Origin of the sequence: Gimesia aquarii (assembly GCF_007748175.1) — a bacterium.
Lineage (GTDB): Bacteria > Planctomycetota > Planctomycetia > Planctomycetales > Planctomycetaceae > Gimesia > Gimesia aquarii_A.
Genome location: NZ_CP037422.1, coordinates 2,132,877 through 2,155,592, shown reverse-complemented (window position 1 = coordinate 2,155,592; position 22,716 = coordinate 2,132,877). Strand labels below are relative to the sequence as shown.

Below are 22,716 nucleotides of genomic sequence, written 5' to 3'. Positions count from 1 at the left end.
TACAACAACATCGAAATGCCAGATTTATGTCTTACCATTTAATCAATACAATTCAAAAATTAGGGAATCCTAAGATACTCGTCTTGGGAGATTTAATTCTGGATCGGTACATTTGGGGTAATGCCGAACGTATCAGTCAGGAAGCGCCTGTCATCCTGTTACGGGAAGATACTCAGGAGGTTCGGCTGGGCGGCGCGGCGAACGTTGCTAATATGCTGATCGGCCTCGAATCTCAAGTGACCATGGCAGGAGTGGTCGGGAACGATTTCGATGGTATGGCTGTCAGGGAGGCTCTCAGTGAAAAAGGCGTTAATTGCTCGCCAATGATTCTAGATGCCAGTCGACCGACTACGGTGAAACAGCGTTTTATGGGTCGTGCTCAGCAGAGGCATCCTCATCAAATCCTTCGTGTGGATCGCGAAGAGACGACTCCACTTGATCAACCAACGTCAGAATCATTACTCAACTTAGTACTGCCGATGATATCGGATCATCAGGCAATTTTGGTGAGTGATTATGCAAAGGGGGTCTGTACTCCCGAAGTATTAGCTTGTGTGTTAGAAGAAGCAAGAAGGCTTGAAGTGCCTGTGATCGTTGATCCTTGTCCTGGACGCGATTACCAGATCTACTCCGGTGCAACTGCGATTACTCCCAATCGATTGGAATCATCACGGGCAGTTGGTTTTGATGTCAAGTCGTGCGATGACGCGTTCCGGGCCGGAAAACAATTATGCCATGAGCTAAATTTGGATTATGCTTTTGTCACTCTTGACAGCGACGGCATCGCATTAACTCAGGCCAACGGCTTGACAGAACTTCTGCCAACACGCAAACGGGAAGTCTATGATATCACCGGCGCTGGTGACATGGTACTGGCAACGATCGGTGTCGGAAGTGCTGCCGGAATCAATCCCGTTGACCTGGCGCGTCTCGCAAATGTAGCCGGAGGTCTGGAGGTAGAACAGATTGGTGTGGTCACGATTAGCCGTGAAGAAATGCTTGCTGATCTGCTAATGGGAGCGCGTGTTACAAGTGAAAAAGTTTTGCCATTAGAAGAGCTTAAACGGCATGTCATGGCGCGTCAAAAGTTGGGACAGAAAGTAGTTTTGACTAATGGCTGTTTTGATGTGATGCATGTAGGGCATGTGACTTATCTGGAGCAGGCAGCCGCTGAAGGAGATTGTCTGATTGTTGCTGTGAATAGTGACGAGAGTGTACGGTCTTTAGAGAAAGGTCCAGATCGTCCTATATTTGGACAAGCCCATCGTGCTTCTATGTTAGCAGCCTTAGAAGGAATCGATTATGTCGTGATTTTTGAAGAGACGACACCTTGTGAATTACTTCGGCAACTCAAACCGAATTTGTTGGTCAAAGGGGGAACCTACGAGAAAGAAGAAATCGTTGGTTGGGAGATCGTAGAGTCTTATGGAGGCGAAGTCAGGGCTCTTGGAATGACTCCTGGCATTTCGACTACAGAGATCTTGGGAACGATCCGTAGGAATCAAGATAGTGATACTGTTGAGTCTGCATTAATACGACCTATTGAACCTCCGAAACGAAAAGCCGGATGAAAATAGCCATTTTTTTACCGAATTGGATCGGTGATGCCGTAATGGCAACACCGGCTTTGCGAGCAATTCGTCAGCAATTTACTGGTTCAGAAATCGTTACGATTCAGAAACCCTATGTTGCCGATGTATTGGAAGGTCTTGACTTTGTTGATCGTAAGATCGCTTGGGAGACCAAGCAAAAGCTCGTTCCACAAGTCCGTTTTCTCAATCAGTTACGGCGTGAACGGTTTGATGTAGCGGTTCTTTTCCCTAATTCTTTTCGAAGTGCCTGGATGTCATTTTTAGCAGGCATTCCGCGGCGGATTGGTATTAGTCGTGATAGTCGTCATTGGTTATTGACAGATCCAATTCCAATGAAAAATAGATCAGAACCACATCCTGCGATTGATGAATATTTACGTATTGCTACTTACTTGATTGAAAGAAGTCAGGAAGAGGCGAAAGTACCATTGCCTTTATCCCGATCGATGTCACTTTCAGTGACGGCTGCCGAACAAAAACGCTGGCAATTGTTTCTGGATAAGCAATCTCCTGAATTCAAAAGTCTTCCTATGATTTGCCTCAATCCAGGAGGTGCTTTTGGTGCAGCTAAGCATTGGCCGACTGCTCATTTTGCAGAGTTAGCGCGGCGGATAGCTATGGAATTGAAACGGTCTGTATTAGTCGTCTGTGGACCTGCCGAAAAAGCAGAGGCCCTCGAGATTGTGAAGCAGGCTAAACACCCCATGGTGGCTTCCCTGGCAGCTGAGCCACCCCATCTGGGACTGACTAAAGCCGCCATTCGACAAGCCGAGTTGTTAGTGACGACCGATTCAGGTCCACGCCATTTCGCAGCGCCTTTTCAGGTACCAGTAGTCACACTGTTTGGACCGACCCATATTTTATGGAGCGAAACATTTTATGAACATGGTAAGCATTTACAGCTCGATTTAGACTGCGGTCCTTGCCAGCAACGGGTTTGTCCTTTAGGTCACCATCGTTGTATGAAAGATCTTGGAGCCAATCAGGTTTTTCAGGCGGTCGTTTCCTTGTTAAATCAATCGAGCACAAACGCGGCCTGAAATAAGCTCAGGCTGCGAACGAAGTTTGTTGCTTCTGAAAATCATCTTGTTCGGTAATTTGGTTGGTCAGGTCTTTATGAGCCCGACTTTCGATGTAAATAAACTGCCACGCCATGAGAGGTATGATCCCTAACGGTAAGATCGCAGGGGACCAGGAGGCGAGTGGTAGAAGCAGGCGTTCCATACCACCGGTTCCCAGTGGAATCAGCATGAGCCAGGCGATAGTTGCCAGCACGGGATGGCAATGCTCTTTTACGCTTACAATCAACACCCAGCTTACGATGGGAGCAGCCAGTAAAAAGGTCAGCCTTTCAGTTCCTGGGCCAACCAGTAATTGCCAGCAAACCCAGGTAGTGAGAACACCTGTGAAATAGGTTTGATTGGAATTTGATATCTTGGCAAGTCTGAGGCACCACAATAATGCTAGTCCCGCCATTCCCAATTGTAAGAGAGTATAGACACGATCATCTACGTACGTACCAAACTGTTCGGCAATTGTATAAGCGTCGCGCAATCCTGCTTGTCTGAGTGTACGGTAAGGGCCTGTTAACAGAGTGTACCAGTCTTGGTACTGTTGAATGACAACTGGAAAAGGACGCGTTAAGAAAGGGGGGAAGATCAAGAGCACACAAGCTGTTGCAAATCGTCCCATCAATTGCTTGGGAAACCGGGCTATTAATAATAACGCGAGTGCGGCTGGCCAGAGTTTAATATGTACTGCTGTCGCTAGAATAATGGAAGCGACCCACCAGCGCTCTTTCTTAATGGACACCACAGCGAGGACCGCCAATGCAAACACAAGTGAATTGCTTTGAGCAGACCAGATGGCGCGCGTGCATCCAGCTAAACTCAGAGTCAGAAAACAGGCTTCCTGCCATTTCGGCCAGCTACCTGGAAAGACTTCTTTCACCAATAACCGCAGTGCATATACAAGTAAGGCGATATTCAGTGCAGACCAAAGGATGCCGCCGATAGTTGCAGGCAGTACGGCGAAAGGTGTGAAGGCGAGGGCAAATGTCGGACTATATCGAAAGCCCGTTTGTTGATGTTCATTATCGTAGAGACTGCGATCTGCCCACCAGTTGATAGAAGAGTCTGCAAAGCAGGGATAAACAGATTTTTTCTCTGGTTGAACGATAAATTTTACGCTGACAGCAATCCAGAGGATTCCCCACAAAATCAATGCCCTTTTAAGCCAGATGGCTCCTGACATCTCTTCGATAAGAGGAGATTGAGAATACAATGGATTTTGCGAGAATGGATTCATGCCAGACCTGGGGAATGGTTGCCTTACGGGGAAAGTCAGGTGGTTCTTTCAGCAGAATAAACACAAAAAGAGCTTTTATTTCTTTTAGCTGATCGGGGCAAGATCAATCATTTTGTTCCCATCGGATGCAGAGATTTGTTGAGTTGTTTACGTAGCATCCGAAAAAAGAGTCTGCGTTTCTTGAGAGAGTAGAATCGAGTCGCTGAACGTGTACAAATGATGCATAGCGAAAGCGGTAAGGGGATTCCCTCGTTGATGGGTTGAATTGCCAGGCGATCAAGCATGCAGACGATTGCCTGCAGGGGAGAAACACAAAAGCGAATTCCCACAGGGTCAATGAGCCATAATGTGGGCTGTGTCTGAGATGCATTGGCTGATTTAACGACCACATTTTCCAGCTTGAGATCTCGATGACGTAGATGGGATACCGCGAGACGGCGAACTATTGAGCCTAGTTCTCTCGCAATATGATACAGTTCAGCGTTTAAGGAACCGGGATTACGTTTTAGAACTTCAAACGCAGTTGAGCCTTCGATAAAAGGCATTTCCAATTGGAAATATTGATTCGAACGATAAACGGGAGTTACCGGTTGTGGTGTATTCACACCCACGGCTAATAATTTCCAGGCACCTGAAATTTGTCGTTGCGGTTGAGATTGTTTGAAAATCGATTTCCAGCGCAGCTCCCAGGTAATAGGCCAGCACTTGAGTGTTGTTAAACCGCGTCTAGGAATATCAATCAACCATACGGAACGTAAGTCTTCTTCTTTAAGACAGCGAATTTTCGTATAAGTGGCACTGTCATCGAATAATTTGAAGTAGGAATTCGTTTCGGAATGAAAATCAGACAATTTCACCGGGGCTTTTCATGATTTTGGTGATTGCTCTTTTCGGAGCGGCAGAATCCTGCCAAACTCTTGGCAATCTTTATTAGAATTAGTGCGTTGGATAATAATCGTTTAAAATCAATCAAGTATCCTTTTTTAACAGGATCATACTCGGTTGACAATCTCGAAAAATGTTCGAATATTCTATGATCCGTTGTTTAATAGAATAGTCAGAAGAAAAAGTCAGCTTTATGTCGTTATCGATTATTGTCATTGTAAAAAACGAAGAGTCTTCAATTCGGGAGTGTTTGACTTCGGTTATCTGGGCGGATGAAATCATTGTACTGGATTCCGGAAGCACAGATCAGACGCTTGCGATTTGCAAGGAATTTACAGACAAAGTCTATGAGACAGACTGGCCGGGATTTGGCCCGCAAAAAAATCGCGCATTAGAATACGCCACAAAGGATTGGGTACTTTCAATCGATGCAGATGAGCGCATTTCTTACGACTTACAAACAGAGATCAAACGCATCATTCAGGTCTCCGGTCGCTATGATGCCTATACAATGCCTCGCCGCTCTAATTATTGTGGCCGCTATATGAAACATAGTGGTTGGTGGCCGGACCGTGTCGTGCGGCTCTTTCGCAGGGGAAAAGCACGCTTCAGTGATGATCTGGTTCATGAGCGGATTGTCGTGGATGGAAAAACCGGAAAACTGAAAGAGCCGATCATTCATGAGTCATTGCTGACTGTGGAACAGATATTGAATACGATGAATTCGTACTCAACTGCCGGAGCGAAAATGCTGGCTGAAGAAAAACAACAATCGGGGCTCACAAAAGCAATTCTGCATGGTCTGTGGACATTTATCAGAACGTACTTTTTACGTGCCGGTTTTCTTGATGGAAAAGAGGGATTTATGCTGGCTATCTCGAATGCAGAAGGGACCTATTATCGTTATTTGAAATTGATGGTCATCAACCGCGAAAATCAGGAAGAAATCCGTTAAAGCGATGGCTGAGTTAGCTGTAATTATTACGACTTATAATTGGCCCGAAGCATTGGACGCAGTCTTAACAGGATATCTCGCTCAACAGCGACCTCCCGACGAATTGATCATTGCCGATGATGGATCAACGGATGAAACCAAGGCGATTATAGATGTGTTTCGTGAACAAGCCTCTTTCCCAGTAAAACATGTCTGGCATGCAGACCAGGGATTTCGAGCAGGTGCCATTCGAAACAGAGCAATTCAAAGTTCTCAAGCGGACTACATTGTATTCACAGACGGGGATTGTATCCCTACTCCCTCGTTTTTACAGCAACATAACAGTCTAGCAGAGCAGGGATGGTTTTTATCAGGAAATCGAATCTTGCTCTCACAGAATTTCTCAAAAGAGATTCTTCAGCAAAAGACGCCAGTCTCCACGTGGAGTCTGAAGCAATGGTTTCGTGCGCGCCAACGCAAACAGATCAATCGTGTCTCACCATTATTTCGAGTTCCACTTGGGCGTTGGTATCGGCGACGTTTGGCCCGACAGTGGGAAGGGGCAAAAACCTGTAATCTTTCGGTTTGGAAGGAAGATCTGCTGGCGATCAATGGATTTGATGAAGATTACACAGGTTGGGGAATGGAAGACTCTGATTTGGTATTACGACTCATTAGAAATGGGATCTATCACAAAGATGCACGTTTCGCTGCGTCGGTCTTCCACTTATGGCATTCTGAAAACTCTCGTGATCAGTTAGAAGAGAATCAAAGGCGTTTACAGCAATTGATTGAGACAGATCGCATCCAGGCCCGGGTTGGTATTGAACAGGCTTCGTCTGCCTGACTAAACAAAAAATGTATTCAAAGCGATTTCAGTAATCATTCTTTGCGGAAAATTTCTACGAAGAAGGCGCCGCGTGAAACACCATTGCCTTCATCCAGCCAGGTTTGTAGTTTTTTTTGCCCTCGTGAAAGTTTCAATGTAAAAGTCGTCGAAAGATCTCCTTCCGACACTTTTTGTTCCTGTTTCTGGTCTCCCAATCGAATACGGGCAATACCTTTTTTCAACGGGTGATATGCCAATTCAGGACGACAGCGGAGTGTGATTTCATAGGTGCCTGGTTCGTTTACATCAACAATCCAGAACCCATTGGCTACGGGATTCTTGGCAATCAATCGATGGTTCCAGGGGACTTGATTAATGGGAGCGTGCCAATCATGACAAGTCAGATGTGAGGGGTTTTCAAATTTTGATCCAATACCAATTGCGACATAACGATCAAACGTGGGAGTCAAACTACTCCACCATTTTTCATATTCAGCGGTAAGATATTTTACAACACCTGGATAATCAGCGGCGACGTTTTTGGTTTGTCCGGGATCAGCCTGAATATCGTAGAGTTCTTTTTCATTGACCAATCTCCAACGTTCACTCATGACAGAACTTTTTCTCCATTTTTCGGGAGATTCAATTCGTTGAGAGTGAACGAGCAATGTGCGTTTTCGCAACTCGTCTTTACTACCATTTAGAATAGGGACCAGGCTGGTACCATCCAGTTTCAATTCACTGGAGATAGTCAGATTACAAAGTTCCGCCAGTGTAGGGAGGATATCGATGTGTGCAGTGAGTTGGTTAATATCACGTCCACCAGAAAATTTTCCCTGAGGCCAATAGAAATAACAGGGAACCCGGTGGCCACCATCATATTCAGAGCCTTTTGTACCGCGCATACCTGCGTTGTAACCGAGCCAGGTGTCGAGAACAATTGGTTTGCCTCTGGAGAGCCGACGTTGTTGTTTTTTGGAAAGATCTTTGGGTTTCGGACGATGGACTCCGGCGGCTGTTCCATTATCCGTCATAAAGATCAAGATGGTATTTTCTTCGAGGCCCCGTTCTTTCAGTCGATTAAGTAAACGACCGATGTTATCGTCAATATTCGTAATCATTCCATAAAAGGGAGCCATATTTCCGGGAATGCCTTGTGCGGTATAAGGGGCACTATATTTTTCATCAACCAGATAGGGGCTGTGAGGTGCATTCGTAGAAATGTAAGCAAAAAATGGCTTCGATTTATTTGCGTCGATAAACTTCAAGGCTTCATCAAACCAGATGTCAGTACAATAGCCCTGGAATTTTTCCGGGTTGCCTTTGCGGAGATAGGTATCGTCGAAATAATCGTTTTGCCAATGGTCGGGAGTCTGTCCGACACCGCCGCCTCCATGTTGTACAACCGTATCAAACCCCTGGTCCTGTGGTCGCAATGGATAATTATCACCCAGATGCCATTTTCCAAATAAGCCGGTTTGATAACCATTGCTCTTCAGCACTTCTGCCAGCGTGACTTCATTGGTGTCCATCAGAGAACGCCCCATGATAGTATGCCAGACTCCGGTACGCGATGAATAGCGGCCGGTCATCAGCGCAGATCGTGTGGGTGCACATGTAGGGTCCACATGGAAATTCGTTAATCGCAGACTCTTTTGATAGAGCTGATCCAGATGAGGAGTTTTGATCTTCGCATTGCCATGCGCGGCAATATCCCCGTATCCCTGATCGTCAGTGATGACCAGAACAATATTGGGTTTCACAAGTGCTGGATCGTCTGCGAGGCAGTTGGTCAATGAGACCAATAGGGTCGAGATGAAAGTCAAAAGGTACAGAATTGATCGCATAACCTACTCATCATAGTGTATTCGCCTGGGCTGTATTTCAGATATAAATCGATTTCCAAAAGGAAAATGATCCATTAAGTTTAACTATCTGATTGGGGGAAGGGTAGCAATATTTTAATATGCCTTAGATTTATACCACTCTTACTGGAGTACTGGAGTTTTGTTGGGGTTCTTTGTTTCTATTCTCAGATAAATTCGAAAAGAAATGAGAGCTGAGTCGATCATTTCCCTTTAATTCCTGACTACGCTATGATGAGCCACAATGAAAGTGGCCCTGAGCATCATAGAATGATCGACTGGGCTCTGTTTACATGAGAATCAATAATAATTACTGAAAAGAGCTATGGAAGCTGGTATTGTTGGCCTGCCAAATGTAGGTAAATCGACGTTGTTTAATGCGTTAACTGCTGCAGGAATCGCAAGCGAAAATTATCCCTTCTGTACGATTGAACCCAATGTGGGGATCGTCAACGTACCAGACCCCCGACTGGACATTATCCATGGCTTTATTTCCACTGATAAAGTCATTCCCGCGATTTTAAGGCTGGTAGATATTGCTGGTATTGTACGTGGTGCTTCGGAAGGAGAGGGCCTGGGGAATAAATTCCTCTCACATATTCGAAATGTCGATGCGATTTTGCACGTCGTTCGCTGTTTTGAGGATAGTGACGTCATTCATGTAGAAGGCAAAGTCGATCCAATCAGTGATATTGAAACCATCGATATGGAATTGATGTTGGCAGATTTACAGACAGTCGAATCTGCCAAAGAAAAAGCAACAAAAACAGCGCGATCGGGGAATGCAGAAGCTAAGTCGCGGTTGGTTGTTTTGGAAGCGTGCTCTGCTCGGCTAGAGAATGATCAGCCGATTCGTGGCCTGGAATTCGATGACCCGGAACAACAGAAAATCTTAAAAGGGTATCAATTTTTAACGGCCAAACCGGTCTTGTATCTGGCAAATGTCGATGAAGATGATGTCAATGGCGAAGGAGCATTGGTACAACAGGTTCGCGAACGTGCTGCGAAAGAGGGAGGCGATGTCGTTCCCGTCTGTGGTCGTCTGGAATCGGAAATCGCAGAACTGGATGAAGCAGATCGAAAGGAGATGCTCGAAAGCGTGGGGTTGCAGGAACCAGCATTGGCCGTTGTAGCTCGAGCTGCTTACCACACACTAGGATTGCAAAGTTATTTTACCGCGGGTGTCAAAGAGATTCGCGCCTGGACGATTCCCATTGGTGCAACTGGCCCTCAAGCCGCGGGAGTGATTCATTCCGATTTCGAACGAGGGTTTATTCGTGCAGAAATCTTCTCCGTAGCTGATCTCGAAGAGTATGAGTCTGAGAAAGCGATCCGAGAAGCCGGTAAACTCAGGGTGGAAGGTAAAGAGTATGTAATGCAGGATGGTGATATCTGTCATTTCTTGTTTAACGTTTAATTCAGAGACAGTATTTTCGATAAATTGTGCTAAACAGGAACTTGCAGCATTTTTTCGAGAACTTGTTTCTGAATTGAATTGTCTTAAATCAGGTTCGATTTGCAAATTCCAGTACAGCTCCTTTTGGATTATTACTTTCAGATTTTTTTGAGATCAAGATTATGAGTCTGTTTCGTTCCCAAGTTCAACAGATGGCAGGTTACACTCCGGGAGAGCAACCTCAGGAGCCAGGTTGGGTCAAACTCAACACAAACGAAAATGCCTACCCGCCTTCACCACTTGTCTTGGAAGCAGTGCAACAGGTTCTCACTGGTCGTTTGAATGTGTATCCCGATCCACTTGCAACGGAATTTCGAGAAGTTGCCTCTGAACTGTTTCATGTCGATGCCGACTGGATTCTTCCCGGCAACGGCAGTGATGAAATTTTAACCATCCTGATGCGAACTTTTGTCGATCCCAATGAAATCGTGTCGGCGCCTTATCCCAGCTACACCCTTTATGAAACCTTGGCTGAAATTCAAGGAGCACAGTTTCAAAACATTCAACTCAATTCGAATTGGAGCTGGCCTGCCAATGCAAGTGAAAAGGCAGCAAAGAGTAAAATTCTATTTGTGCCCAATCCTAATGCTCCATCCGGAAATCGCTGGCAAGATTCTGAGATTCTAGAGTTGATTCCTTCGCAGGGAGTTCTCGTACTGGATGAAGCCTACGGTGATTTTTGTGACTCACCACATCAGTGTGAGTTATTGAAATCAAATTCGGGAGACAAAATCGTTGTCACCCGCACTTTAAGTAAATCTTATAGTCTGGCGGGGATACGATTTGGTTTTGCAGTCGCCCATCCCGATCTGATTAAAGGCATGAGAAAAGTGAAAGACAGTTATAACTGTAATACACTTTCCTTGGCTGCTGCGACGGCTGCACTCAAGGATCAGAAGTGGATGCAGGCCAACACGGATCAAATTCGTGCTTCACGCACTCATTTTATCTCCGAAGTCAGAGGCCTCGGTTTTGAAACCGTAGAAAGCCAAACCAACTTTGTCTGGTGTACTCATCCAGACGGAGAACATGAGCGTCGCTATCAGGAATTAAAGCAGCGCAAAATATTGGTGCGTTATATGAAGTTTCCACTACAAGAAGGGACTCGGGACGGGCTTAGAATTACTGTGGGCACTAATGACGAGTTACAGCAGGTGATAGACGCCTTGCGGGAAATCGGCTGAATAATTGTTAAAGCAAGCTTATTCTCACATCTGCTCAGTTACGATTAAATCGGTTATGCAATTCACACCGTTAAGTATCGTTCGAATTGTTCGCAAGTCAATCTGGAACCTCGATGCGTTTTTGTGAATCAACAACCGGGCTGTAAGATTAGAGAAACAAACTACTTTGACCTATTAGATAAGAGTTCCTTAAGATGAGTCGCAACGCATCTATCAAACGCGAAACCGCCGAAACCCAGATCGAATTGACTTTGGAGTTAGATGGTAGTGGAAAGTCGGACATACAAACAGGCATTGGTTTCTTTGATCATATGCTGACTTTGTTGGCTCGGCATGCACTCTTAGATTTAACCATTAAAGCCGACGGCGACCTGGATGTCGATTATCATCATACAGTAGAGGATGTCGGCATCTGTCTGGGTAAAACTCTGGTTGAGGCGTTGAGTGACAAGCAGGGAATTACCCGCTACGGTTCATTGACTCTACCAATGGAAGAAACACTGGTAACGACGGCCCTTGATCTAAGTGGTCGTTCCTGGTTTGTCTATCAAGTCGATTTTCCAACCGAAAAAATTGGATTGTTTGATACGGAATTGGTTCGCGAATTCTGGCAGGCATTTTCTTCTAATGGTTTACTCAACCTTCACCAGGTACTGCATCATGGCGCGAACAGCCACCACATTGCCGAGGGACTTTTCAAAGGAACTGCGCGTGCATTACGACAGGCAGTGGCAGTTGATCCTCGCCAACAGGGTATCCCATCTTCTAAGGGTGTTCTGTAAGAAACTGAGATCAGAAACGCGGTGTGAATCGAGATAAAAAACAGCATTGCTATTTTTATATTTCTCATTTTGATGTCTCTTATGAGTGTCAATGTTCGGTAGCTTCTCCTGACAGAAAAAAACGAATTTTTTTTTCGTGCGCTTTTTCCTCTGATCTTTATTGACACTTTGTGAAGAAAAGTTAACCTGAGAATTAACTTTGGTTTGTCGAAGTGATTGAAGCAGTTTTCGTTTTAAAGTTTGTGACAATCTCTTAAACAATCCACACTAATTGAAACTTTAATTATTGCCATTCCGACTTGGACTGTTTCCAGTCAAAACCTAAATAGGCATCTTGGTCTGACGAATTTGATCTTTTGGGAACAACTTCAGAATAGACAGGGGTGTTTCAACCATTCTCCGTGATTTGATTGATCAATTCCGTTTGTATTTGACCTTGCGGTCATCTATTTGCGGTCAGATTCTATTCATTTTTGCGGTTGTGTTGATCAGTGATGGTTTGAAATGGAATACAGTTTTGGATTGGAATTGTAAATCAGCAGTAAGGGAAACTCCCGAGAAAACCACTTGTGCCAATACGGATGGCAACTTGGGTTATTTTGACTGCCGAATAAATATGACCTAAACAGTGTCAGCGGCAGCCCAGGACTTCATGGCTCTGTACGGATTTTGAGAAAGTTGGTTGGTAGTCAAATCTATTGTGATTGAAGCTCACAATTATTATTTTCGGGAGTTTCCTTTTTCTTTAAGCAGCAGCCTGATTTTCATCGGCGATTTCATAGAGCAACGCGTTCTTTTCTTTGCCAACCAGTTCAATGGCTCCCGTGTTTCTCAAGCAGTAGGCCATTTTCTGCGCCAGCCAGCGCTGAACTCCCGCGGCAGTTGCTAAATCTTTTGTATGAAAAGGCGAAGGGAGTTTTCCCGGAATTAAATCCAGCAGGTCAGCAGCTGTTTTGAATTCGATCTGTTCCTCGACGGAACGTAAAACACGATCTTGAACGCGATAGTCTTTTCCCTTCCAGCGTCGTGGCTTCCGAGCAGTACGGTGCTCTTCCTGAATTGTCAGTGCGACTTCCAGAGTCAAACGAGGGTGCGGAAACACATTGGTAAAATGAACCAGATCATCAAACAGATCAAACACCGATCCGCGTCGGGGACTAAAGCGGGCTGAAAGCGTTTTGCCATCTTTTTTCTGACGTTTAATCAAATATTTACGGACTGCGATCGGCTTTACCACATGCACATCATATTCTTCCAACAGGCATTTCACTTTGTCTCGAATAGCGCCGAGTGAACCATGTTGGATTTCAATGAGTCGATCACCGTCTATAGCATCGATTCGATATGCACCGAGAGTAATCTCTTCGCAATCGGCATTTGGTGCATAATACGATTTCAATTGACGATGCAGGGAGGTTTCCATACCAGGTGCATGCCTTGATTCATTCGAGACGAGTTAATTGATCTAAACTACCCAGTGGGACGAATGGTAGGGCAGATAGATCATTGAGTCTATACGAGTCTGATTAAGTATCAATGACTGTCAGCCGACCGGTGCTGTCTCCAAACGAATCTACAGGGGCTCCCATACGATCAAGCATGGAGACAAACAGATTACTCAACGGGGTTTCCGTGGCTACTTTATGGTGGAAACCGGTTTTGATCGTACCACCACCTTTACCGGCGAGGATGATCGGCAAGTCGTGATGACTATGACGATTCCCGTCACCAATGGCACTTCCATAACAGATCATGGAATTATCCAGCAGGTTGCTCGTTCCATCGGGGGTGGACTTGAGTCGATTCAGGAAATACCCAAACTGTGACACAAGGTATTCATCAATCTTCTGAATATCTGCGATTTTCTTTTCATCATTCCGATGGTGAGAAAGCTCGTGATGTCCTGAATTCACGCCTACCATGGGATAGGTTCGGTTGCTGCCCGCATTACCGACCATGAAGGTCGCGATACGTGTGGTGTCCGTTTGGAAGGCCAGCACAAGCAAGTCATACATCAGGCGAATATGTTCCTGTAGCTCACTGGGAATGCCATCAGGTAGTTTCATTTCCGGCGGTTTGATTTTTTCCTGATCAACGCTGCGTTCAATCCGTAATTCGATTTCACGTACACTGGAAAAGTATTCGTCAATTTTTCTCTGGTCATTCTTGCCAAGTTGTTTTTTCAGTTGATCGGCATCGTTCTTGACCAGGTCTAAAATACTTTTGCGATTTTTCAGATGACGAGCGCGCTGCTTTTCTGCTTCAGCGCCTCCCCCAAACAATCTTTCAAAAGCCAGCTTGGGAACAATCTCCTTTGATGTCGGAGTGGAAGGAGTCCGCCAGGATATGTTAGACGAGTAAGCACAACTGTAGCCCGAATCACATTGCCCCGCGTTGCGTCCTCTCACTAATCCAAGTTCTAAAGAGGGAAGACGCGTCTGATGGCCTACTTGTTGCGCAGCAACCTGATCAACAGAGATGCCGGCTTTAATATCAGCACCACTGGTTTTGGTGGGGTGCTCGCTTGTCAGATAGACGGAAGCACAACGGGCATGGTCCCCCGCGCCATCACCCAGGGCACGTGCGTTAATTTGTGCCAATCCTGAAATCACATTAATGTCTGATTTCATGTTTGCCAGTGGCTTTAAGCTCTTGGGTAATTCATATCCTTTTCCGGCAGCTTGCGGCATCCAGGAAGGGCCGATCACACCGTTGGGGAAAAAGACGAAGGCAGTTCGTACGGGTGGTTTCCCAGCGCCCGCTGCTGCCGAGACAAGACCTTGCTCGGGTTGCATGATCTCCAGCAATGGCAGAGCCATCGTGGTTCCAATGCCTTTAAGAAATGTGCGACGTTTCAGAAGATTAGTCATCGTGAGAACCTCTTTGACGTTTCAGGAAGGGATCGCTCAGGGCAATTTCGGTGACGAGCGCCGAAAAGCGATAACCTTTGGCGGTAAAGTTCGTTGTGATTTCATCAATGGCACATTTATCATAGTATTCTATACCACGACCTATGGCGTAGGTAAGCATCTTTTCTGTTAAAGATCGGCAGAATCCCTGCTTCTGCTGTTCCAGAATTGCAATTAATTCGATGGGACTCTTAAAAGACTGACCATTTGGCAACTGACCGGAAGAATCGATTTTTGTTCTGCCTTCTTTAGTTCGCCACCGTCCGATGGCATCAAAATTTTCAAAACCAAGACCTAACGGATCCATCTGGTCATGACAGGCAGCACATCCGGGGATTTTCCGGTGTAACGCCAATTGTTCCCGCAATGTGGCATTCTTTTTAGAACCCGCTGATTCCTCAAGTTCGGGAACGTTCGGGGGGGGAGCAGGGGGAGGCGTTCCCAGAATCGTCTCCATAATCCATTTTCCGCGTTTAACGGGAGAAGTCCGTCCGGGGTTTGAGGTCAGCGTCAAGATACTTGCCTGGGTGATTAAACCTGCTCGTTTTGTCTTATCGAGTGCAACTTTCTGAAATGCTTCGCCTTTCACCTGGTCATTACCATAAAACTTCGCCAGTCGTTCATTCATAAAAGTATAATCGGCATTAATGAATTCAATCACACTCCGATCTTCTCGCATGATGTAAGCAAAGAATTCTTCTGTTTCCCGACGCATATCATTTTTCAACTTACCATTGAAGACGCGGAATTTTCTGGGGTCGGGAGAGAGGTCTTCCAAATTTCGCAGATTTAACCACTGCCCCGCAAAGTTTTTGATGAACGCTTCCGATTTGGGGTCTTTCAGCATACGCTTGACTTGAACCTGTAATGTACGGGGTTGGTTCAGTCGGCCTTGCTTTGCCAATTCAAACAATTTGTCATCCGGCATACTGCTCCACAGAAAATAGGAAAGCCGAGTTGCAATTTCGTAATGTGAAATATTCTGAATTTGATTCGAACGGGAACGGGCGACATCTCGAATACCTTCGATACGGAACAGAAAGTGGGGGGAAACCAGAACTGCCTGAATGCCTACCTGAATACCTTGCTCAAAGGTATTACCGGATTTCACGGTGGCTTCGACGAGTTCTACAATTGGCCTGATTTCCTCCCGCGAGACAGGACGACGAAACGCACGCTCTGAAAAACGCCGCATGACTCGTTCTGCACAATATCTGACGGATCGTCCGGCTCCCGGAGTACAGGTGATAATTTTTGTATGGAAGGCAGGTAAATTGGTCGGCAGTTTTCCGAGGGGGCCACGATATTTGACATTATACACGTACAGATTACGATCTCGCTTTCTGGGGGGGCCTTTCGGATCATAAAAGTCATTCAAAAATGAAATCGCGAGAGTATGTTTTCCTTTGGGAAGCGAAAGGGGTTTGGGAAGTGTATATTTCTCAGGATCGTCTCTACTCGCTTCAACCTGGAATGTCTTTAGCAGTTTACCATTCAGTTTGACTTCCATTTTGGCTGCTTCCGTTCCAGACGGGGTTTGGGCAGCTTCAATTTGGAGTTCGTATTTGCCAGGCTCTTTCACATTGATGATCCCAGTCAGTGTGCCGCGCGAATGAAATCCCGCGCTGCGTTTTCTCAGAGTGACAGCCCCTTTTTTCGAAAAGTTTTTCTCGGGAATTTCAGTCCAGGGAAAACTGTCTGCTGTGTTTGCGTAAATGGCTTTCTCTGAAATCTGTTCTGCGGCGTCTAAGTATTTTTCCATCAACAGTGGTGGCAAGGAGAGTACATCGCCAATATTGTCAAACCCGTAACCAACGTCATCCGAGGGGAAGTTTTGGGCAGGTTTGAAGTCAACACCCAGCAGGTCACGAATCGTATTATTGTATTCGTTTCGATTCAGCCGTCTGATCGTCACACGACCAGGATTGACATCACCAGAGCAGTCAATTCCGTATAAAGCTTCGTCAAACCATTCAAGAATGGCTTCACGTTCTGCATCAGTTGGCAGTGCGCCTGCATCTTTGGGAGGCATCGATTGAATCTGAATGCGCTGAACAATCTTTTCCCAGGCCTCCCGATGTTTCAGAATGCTGGAACGGGTTGTGTATTTTTCGAGGGATAGACCTGCTTCCGCTTCTTCACCGGTATGGCAATCCAGGCAGTATTTCGTGAGAAGCGGTTTGATTTGTGATTCAAACTGTTTTTTGGATTTTTCAACACGGATATCAGATGCGTTTGCCGAAACTGCGTTCATCACGAATAACAAAGAACCAAAGACGCAGAGCATTCGCACCAAATGCTTAGGTTGAGATAATCGGAAAATGGTTTCGATCATTCGCATGGTAGTCAGACTTTATGGTGGGTACTCAGGATGATTTCTTTCGAGTTATTAAAAATCGAAAGCAGTGGGCGAGGTTTTGGCACACGGTCAGACTGAGGTAGGTACTAATTGGCAGGATCTAGTACATATAGCCTAACCTCCACAGAGGCCATTTTGCAAGATCATTCAGCATACGATCTCTTTTGTGGGGCTAATTGTAAGATACAAAATCCTTCCTACTCTTATTCTACTCAATAGACTCGAAAAGAGTTTCAATATTTTAGATTATTAACAATTTAAAGAAGTGAACTTGTTGAAACCAGAGGCTATCAGGTTGCTGGTCGTTGACAGGGTCTTTTTCTCTCTGCATCCTTTACTCATAACACAATGTTCCTTTCGAGTTCTTTCTGCAATCGATCATTTGAATACATGATGGTACTGGACTGATGAATCAACGTGCGATGCGCTACGCGACAGTTGGATTAAAGCCCCTGCTACTGCTTTCTCTCCTTTGGGGAGGCTGTTCTTCCAGTTCGGTCGAAAATTATCCAGATCGGCCGATTTCCATCATCTGTCCCTGGTCTGTCGGCGGAGCGACAGATCGCACCTCACGTCAGTTGGCTGTGTTTCTGGAGCAGGAACTGGGAGTTCCCGTTAATGTGATCAACGCGACGGGAGGACGTGGAGTCACCGGTCATAGCCGTGGCTTAAAGGCCCGTCCTGATGGATATACCCTGGCCATCATCACCGGCGAATTAAATATGTTGCATTGGCAGGATCTGACATCGCTGACGCACCAGGATGCGATTCCGATTATGTCGCTTGTGGATGGTGCGGCTGCGGTTTTTGTGAAAAAAGATTCTCCCTTTCAGAGCATGCAGGAACTGCAGGATTTTGTAAAAGAGAATCCCGGAAAATTAACGGCAACGGGAACAGCCAGCGGTGGAATCTGGCATCTTGCATTAGCAGGCTGGCTTGATTTCAGTGGTTTGAACGCAGACGACATTAAATGGATTCCCATGAATGGAGCTGGTCCCTCTTTGCAGGAGCTGGCCAGTGGCGGAGTGGATTTAGTGTGTTGCAGTCTGCCGGAAGCGAAGACGTTGTACGAGTCTGGTCAGGTGCGCTGCCTGGGTGTGATGGCTGAAGAATCGCTGGCCGAGTTCCAGGACGTTCCTACATTTCGTTCACAGGGTATGGATTGGTCGATCTCAGGTTGGAATGGACTGGCGTTGCCTGTGGGAACCCCTCCGCCCATTGTTGATAAAATCTCGAAGGTCGTCAAAAAAATCACCAGCGGTGAAACAACCTTGCAGGGGAAAACATTTCCCGAACTCATGCAAGCTGCCGGCTTGAGTACGAAGTATCGAGCCAATGATGAGTACGCACAGTTCCTGAAAACCAATGATAAAACGCTGGGGAAACTGTTAACCAGCGATGCGTTTTCTCAGATGTCATCTCGGGGAACTGGTCCACTCGTCTTTCCCGGATTATTGGCAGTGGCTATCTGTGTGATTTTAGGTTGCCTGGGAGTTCAGAAAAAAGTTCATGCCCTCGCCCCCGATGTGTCAAAGGATACGGTAACGAAGCAGGGAGTGGTGAATACCGTGTTGATCCTGTTGGGAATCGTAGCTTATTTGCTGTTTGCGGAAGAGCTTGGCTTTATTCTCACTGCTGGAGCGATTCTCTTTCTATTGTTATGGAAATTGGGAACGCGCTGGTGGATGAGCGCATTGATCACACTCCTGTTTATTCCGGGAATTTATACATTGTTTGCCCAGCTCTTGCGCGTCCCTTTACCGCAGGGCGTTTTAGGTTGGTAGGTCGTTGTAAAGTGTCTTCGTTCTTGTTCTGCGAATCGTAAAGCTCATTGAAGAAACAACATGGATCCGACATTCGTTACTGCATTACAGAATATTGTTTCACCGGAAGTGCTACTGGTTATCTTTCTATCGGCCGTATATGGTCTGTTTGTGGGATCGATTCCCGGTCTCACGGCGACAATGGCAGTCGCGCTACTGATTCCATTGACATTTTATCTCGATAACTTGTCAGCGATCGCCGCGATTGTAACTTTGGAAGCCTGCAGCATCTTTGCGGGAGACATTCCCACCACGCTCGTCCGCATACCGGGAACCCCTTCCTCGGCCGCATATACCGACGATGCCTACTCACTCACGCAACGCGGTTTACACGAGACTTCGTTGGGAGTCTCTCTGGTTTTCAGTGTCGCCGGTGGATTGTTTGGTGCGCTGGTGCTGATCTTAGCGGCTCCTCAGTTAGCGAAAATCGCATTCCACTTTACGACCTACGAATATTTCTGGTTGTATGTACTCGGCTTGAGTTGTGCCGCCATTGTTTCAACAGGATCCCGACTCAAAGGTGCGCTGGCATTGATGATTGGTTTGATGTTCTCTACGGTTGGCTTGAGTGAAGTTCACAGCGTCCCCCGTTTTACGTTTGGCTTTGATGAATTATTTACCGGTATTAATTTCATTCCCGCGATGATCGGCCTGTTTGGTCTTTCTGAAGTCTTCAGAAATTGCTTGACTTCGAAGACCGATGAAGAATCCGGGAAGTTGACATCAGCAGTCATTTCAGACGATGACAAGTCCTGGTTCAAACATTTAAAGCCCGTATTTGGCGGCGTATTACCGCATCTCTGGAAACGAAAATTCAGTTGGTTTCGTTCCAGTTGTATTGGATCCACCATTGGCATGATTCCCGGTGCCGGTGCCGACATTGCCGCCTGGATTTCATATGCCGTTTCCAAAAAATCATCTAAAACTCCTGAAGAATATGGAAAAGGATCGCTCGATGCCGTGGGTGATGCCACCAGTGCGAATAATTCCGCGCTGGCGGGAGCCTGGATCCCCGCACTCGTCCTGGGTATACCGGGTGACTCGGTGACTGCGATTGTGATCGGCGTGTTATTAATGAAAAACATTACACCCGGCCCTGAGATTTTTAATAACGCCGATCAGCTGGTACTCGTACATGGAATTTATCTCACGTTTATCATTGCGAATTTATTGTTGATTCCGCTCGGCTTCCTGGCCATTCGTAGTGGCTCACAACTGGTGCGCGTGCCACGCCGTATCTTGATGCCTTTGATTTTGATGTTCTGTGTGGTTGGCTCGTATTCAATCAATGGAAGTTACTTTGATGTCTGGGTCATGCTGGGGATGGGGATCATTGGATTTGTACTCGAAGTCTTTGCGATTCCCCTCGGCCCGGTTGTATTGGGAATTATTCTCGGCGGACAGTTGGAACAAACCTTTGTGCAAAATTTAACCAAGGATGATAGCCTGTTGTCATTCTTTAACCGTCCCATTTCTGCGGGGTTGGGAATTTTCTGCATCGCACTTTGGCTGGTTCCTGTATTCATGCCGCTGCTCAGAAAAAAATGGCAGAGTGCCAACTAGTGTTTATTTCTCATCGCCTCAATTTATTCAGTTCTGTTTTGTAATCAGTGAAGACTTCTGCAGCTTGACACGCCTGTGCGGATTCCGAAACTCACTCATCTGCGTCGCGCGCGCGAGGGAAAAATTCTGGTGAGTGAATACCTGCGTACCTGCTGACTCGGTCACTATCAAAAACAAGGCGTTTTTTATTGTCCGAGTATAAACAGGCAGCACCGGTTTCTGATCTTCACCACTTTTAAGGCTCTGATTTCCGTGTTTCAGATACCATTTTTCAATTTTTACGATTCGATTTTGTGCGATTGGTCCATAATCGAGACAATAAGGCGCATAAGTTTTACTTACCTGTTTTACGCCGTTTGTGAAAATTACCTGCAGGCGTAGAACATAAAGACGAGTCAAACGAACGAAAGACAAAAATATCATGCCAAATGCTTCTGAAGGATAAATTGTTTAAAATAGAAACCGAATCTCTAGATGAGATTTACCAGCCGCGCATCTTCTGCGCTCGGTTTGTATTGGGAAATCGTACCCGATCGACTCCTGGGTAGTGAGATAAACATCGCGCACTAGAGTTATATGAGAGTCAGGCAGTGCGACGTTGCACAAATAACTGACCCACCCGCACGATTCCCAGGCTGATAAACGCGAGCGCAGGCAGTAACAATGGCATCAAAAAACGTTCCCCGGCGGCAATCGGCAGATACCAGGCAAACGCGACCCAGAACAAGACCATCCAGATCAGATACAAGCGTCGCGCCGGATGCGTTTCCGCAATGAGACCAATGACCAGAAACGGAAGTGCCAGCAAGCCAAAGAACAAGCGTCCTTCATCAAACGGCAATGGTCCCAGACTCCGCAAGAAAATAAAAACCTGCCAGAGCAAGCCTTTCACTTCCCGCTTTACGATCTCTGAAACCGAGTGCGTCTTGAAATACGCCTGAGCGGCTTCTCTCAAAGTACTCTGTTTCGCCAGCGCATGCGGTTCGGTGAATTCATCTTGAAACATCAAGTATGAATTGGCATTGAACGTGGGGCTGCCATACACGCGCGCATTGCGGACAAGTAACGGCGCGGCAATGAGAGCAAAGCTGACGATGATCAGCGTCAGGGCGACGAAAATCGTTTTCAGAGGCACTGCAGTTGTGTTGGCCTGCTTTACGTTCACTTTGTTATCAACAGTAGTAGTTTTTCTGATGAACCGCGCGCATAACTGACGCCAGTTCACAACATACGAACAATACCAGAGCCCAAGCCCCAGTATCAGTAATAGAGCCGTACCTTTAGTCAGCCATGCCAGACCGAGTAAAATTCCGATTCCCATTAAATGCAGATAAGGAAGACGACCGCTTCTAAGATCGGGCAGTCGTAACACAATCAACCATAAGCCAGCCAGAAAAAATAAGAGCAAGCCTTCGCAAACGACGCGGCCTGTCAATTGGCAGTATGCTGCGTTGACACTGATGAAAAAACCGGTCAAGCCACCAACGAGTGTTCCGTACTGTCGGGTGATTCCCATTGAGAAGAGGAGTAACGCAGATAAACCGAAGATTGCCGAGAGGCGTTTGCCACTTTCATAATCGGGGAAGTAGGAGAGCAATGCCACATACAGCGGATGCTGATTCGCTTCTTGATAGGTTCCGGAAACGAGTTGTCGAATTAATACTGTTGGCCCGCCAGATGTTTGTACCGCTTGTGCTTGAGCGAGGAAGGCCCCCTGATCGTTGTTTTCAGGTGAAGGCTGGAGAGGAATCATTTTCATCATCACAACAAAGTAAATGATCATGGAAAAAGAGAGTAACACACTTCCCAACCAGTGATGTGCCGGCTGTGCTGGCCGAGAAAAATTTGTATACAAGTCGCTCCATTGGCGAAGTACGTTTTCCCAATAGCGATGGGGGGCCAGGAATCCCGCAATTCCGAGAAAAACAGCAATCAGGCAACAAACCGCTGCCGCCGATGCAAGTGAAGGCTGCTGAATCAAAGCGGCCCCTTTGATTTGAATGATTTCCCACAACGCAAAGCTTGACAGCACAACGAGTGCACCGGAAATCAATCTTGGCAGTCGATCGTTCATCAGGAAATCGTACTTTCTCCAGCGGACAGGCTCAAATGGTTCTGAATCATGCCAATCTCCGAATTCGGACTAGGCTTAACTTGCTGAATGGTCTATCTTTCGGTCTGATAATCATAGCACATTGGTACCATTCTGAAATCACAGAATCGATCAA

The 22,716-nt window shown here is 46.2% G+C and carries 17 protein-coding genes; 9 read left to right on the top strand and 8 right to left on the bottom strand.

Annotated features, from left to right (window positions below; genetic code table 11):
- The first annotated feature begins 26 nt into the window (after nucleotides 1-26).
- Together V202x_RS08615 and waaF are read left to right on the top strand one after the other, a co-directional pair.
- Complete coding sequence (locus tag V202x_RS08615) at nucleotides 27-1,571, top strand: PfkB family carbohydrate kinase (protein WP_145173051.1); 1,545 nt, start codon at nucleotides 27-29, stop codon at nucleotides 1,569-1,571.
- A complete protein-coding gene (gene waaF / locus V202x_RS08610) occupies nucleotides 1,568-2,632 on the top strand; it encodes a lipopolysaccharide heptosyltransferase II (RefSeq protein ID WP_145173048.1) in 1,065 nt (354 codons plus the stop codon). Before V202x_RS08615 ends, waaF begins: the two co-directional genes overlap by 4 nt.
- A 7-nt stretch (nucleotides 2,633-2,639) precedes the next feature.
- On the opposite strand, the gene V202x_RS08605 is transcribed toward waaF, so the two are convergent.
- Together V202x_RS08605 and V202x_RS08600 are read right to left on the bottom strand one after the other, a co-directional pair.
- Nucleotides 2,640-3,899 (bottom strand): glycosyltransferase family 87 protein, encoded by a 1,260-nt coding sequence (locus V202x_RS08605; RefSeq protein ID WP_145173045.1) that lies wholly within the window; start codon nucleotides 3,897-3,899, stop codon nucleotides 2,640-2,642.
- A gap of 107 nt (nucleotides 3,900-4,006) precedes the next feature.
- Nucleotides 4,007-4,756, bottom strand: coding sequence for a protein kinase family protein (locus tag V202x_RS08600; protein WP_145173042.1), 750 nt, complete (start codon nucleotides 4,754-4,756; stop codon nucleotides 4,007-4,009).
- Between the two features lie 221 nt (nucleotides 4,757-4,977).
- Between V202x_RS08600 and V202x_RS08595 the strand changes: the two genes are divergently transcribed.
- Together V202x_RS08595 and V202x_RS08590 are read left to right on the top strand one after the other, a co-directional pair.
- The gene (locus V202x_RS08595; protein ID WP_145173040.1) at nucleotides 4,978-5,739 is read left to right on the top strand and encodes a glycosyltransferase family 2 protein; all 762 of its coding nucleotides are present in this window, start codon (nucleotides 4,978-4,980) and stop codon (nucleotides 5,737-5,739) included.
- Between the two features lie 4 nt (nucleotides 5,740-5,743).
- Nucleotides 5,744-6,565 carry a glycosyltransferase family 2 protein gene (locus V202x_RS08590; RefSeq protein WP_145173038.1) on the top strand — a complete coding sequence of 274 codons (822 nt, stop codon included), beginning with the start codon at nucleotides 5,744-5,746 and terminating at the stop codon, nucleotides 6,563-6,565.
- A gap of 35 nt (nucleotides 6,566-6,600) precedes the next feature.
- Here V202x_RS08590 and V202x_RS08585 read toward each other — a convergent pair whose 3' ends face one another.
- Nucleotides 6,601-8,394: an arylsulfatase gene (locus tag V202x_RS08585; RefSeq protein WP_145173035.1), complete on the bottom strand. Its 1,794-nt coding sequence runs from the start codon at nucleotides 8,392-8,394 to the stop codon at nucleotides 6,601-6,603.
- A 343-nt stretch (nucleotides 8,395-8,737) separates the two neighbouring features.
- On the opposite strand from V202x_RS08585, the gene ychF reads away from it, so the two are divergent.
- The 3 genes from ychF (at nucleotide 8,738) to hisB (ending at nucleotide 11,834) form a co-directional block, all read left to right on the top strand.
- Nucleotides 8,738-9,829 (top strand): redox-regulated ATPase YchF, encoded by a 1,092-nt coding sequence (gene ychF, locus V202x_RS08580; RefSeq protein ID WP_145173033.1) that lies wholly within the window; start codon nucleotides 8,738-8,740, stop codon nucleotides 9,827-9,829.
- Between the two features lie 161 nt (nucleotides 9,830-9,990).
- Entirely contained in the window at nucleotides 9,991-11,052 is a 1,062-nt protein-coding gene (hisC, locus tag V202x_RS08575) for a histidinol-phosphate transaminase (protein WP_145173031.1), read from the top strand.
- Between the two features lie 194 nt (nucleotides 11,053-11,246).
- A complete protein-coding gene (gene hisB / locus V202x_RS08570) occupies nucleotides 11,247-11,834 on the top strand; it encodes an imidazoleglycerol-phosphate dehydratase HisB (RefSeq protein ID WP_145173029.1) in 588 nt (195 codons plus the stop codon).
- Between the two features lie 745 nt (nucleotides 11,835-12,579).
- Here the strand turns inward: hisB and V202x_RS08565 are convergent.
- The 3 genes from V202x_RS08565 to V202x_RS08555 form a co-directional block, all read right to left on the bottom strand.
- Nucleotides 12,580-13,257 carry a hypothetical protein gene (locus V202x_RS08565; protein WP_145173027.1) on the bottom strand — a complete coding sequence of 226 codons (678 nt, stop codon included), beginning with the start codon at nucleotides 13,255-13,257 and terminating at the stop codon, nucleotides 12,580-12,582.
- A 103-nt stretch (nucleotides 13,258-13,360) separates the two neighbouring features.
- The gene (locus tag V202x_RS08560; RefSeq protein ID WP_145173025.1) at nucleotides 13,361-14,704 is read right to left on the bottom strand and encodes a DUF1552 domain-containing protein; all 1,344 of its coding nucleotides are present in this window, start codon (nucleotides 14,702-14,704) and stop codon (nucleotides 13,361-13,363) included.
- Nucleotides 14,697-17,084, bottom strand: coding sequence for a DUF1592 domain-containing protein (locus tag V202x_RS08555; RefSeq protein WP_145173023.1), 2,388 nt, complete (start codon nucleotides 17,082-17,084; stop codon nucleotides 14,697-14,699). The genes V202x_RS08560 and V202x_RS08555 overlap by 8 nt, the downstream gene beginning before the upstream one ends.
- Nucleotides 17,085-17,509: 425 nt before the next feature.
- Between V202x_RS08555 and V202x_RS08550 the strand changes: the two genes are divergently transcribed.
- Nucleotides 17,510-18,886, top strand: coding sequence for a tripartite tricarboxylate transporter substrate-binding protein (locus V202x_RS08550; RefSeq protein WP_145173021.1), 1,377 nt, complete (start codon nucleotides 17,510-17,512; stop codon nucleotides 18,884-18,886).
- A 60-nt stretch (nucleotides 18,887-18,946) separates the two neighbouring features.
- A complete protein-coding gene (locus V202x_RS08545) occupies nucleotides 18,947-20,488 on the top strand; it encodes a tripartite tricarboxylate transporter permease (protein ID WP_145173019.1) in 1,542 nt (513 codons plus the stop codon).
- Between the two features lie 27 nt (nucleotides 20,489-20,515).
- Here V202x_RS08545 and V202x_RS08540 read toward each other — a convergent pair whose 3' ends face one another.
- Both V202x_RS08540 and V202x_RS08535 read right to left on the bottom strand, forming a co-directional pair.
- Entirely contained in the window at nucleotides 20,516-20,911 is a 396-nt protein-coding gene (locus V202x_RS08540; RefSeq protein ID WP_145173017.1) for a hypothetical protein, read from the bottom strand.
- Between the two features lie 160 nt (nucleotides 20,912-21,071).
- A complete protein-coding gene (locus V202x_RS08535; protein ID WP_145173015.1) occupies nucleotides 21,072-22,562 on the bottom strand; it encodes a hypothetical protein in 1,491 nt (496 codons plus the stop codon).
- Nucleotides 22,563-22,716 lie beyond the last annotated feature (154 nt).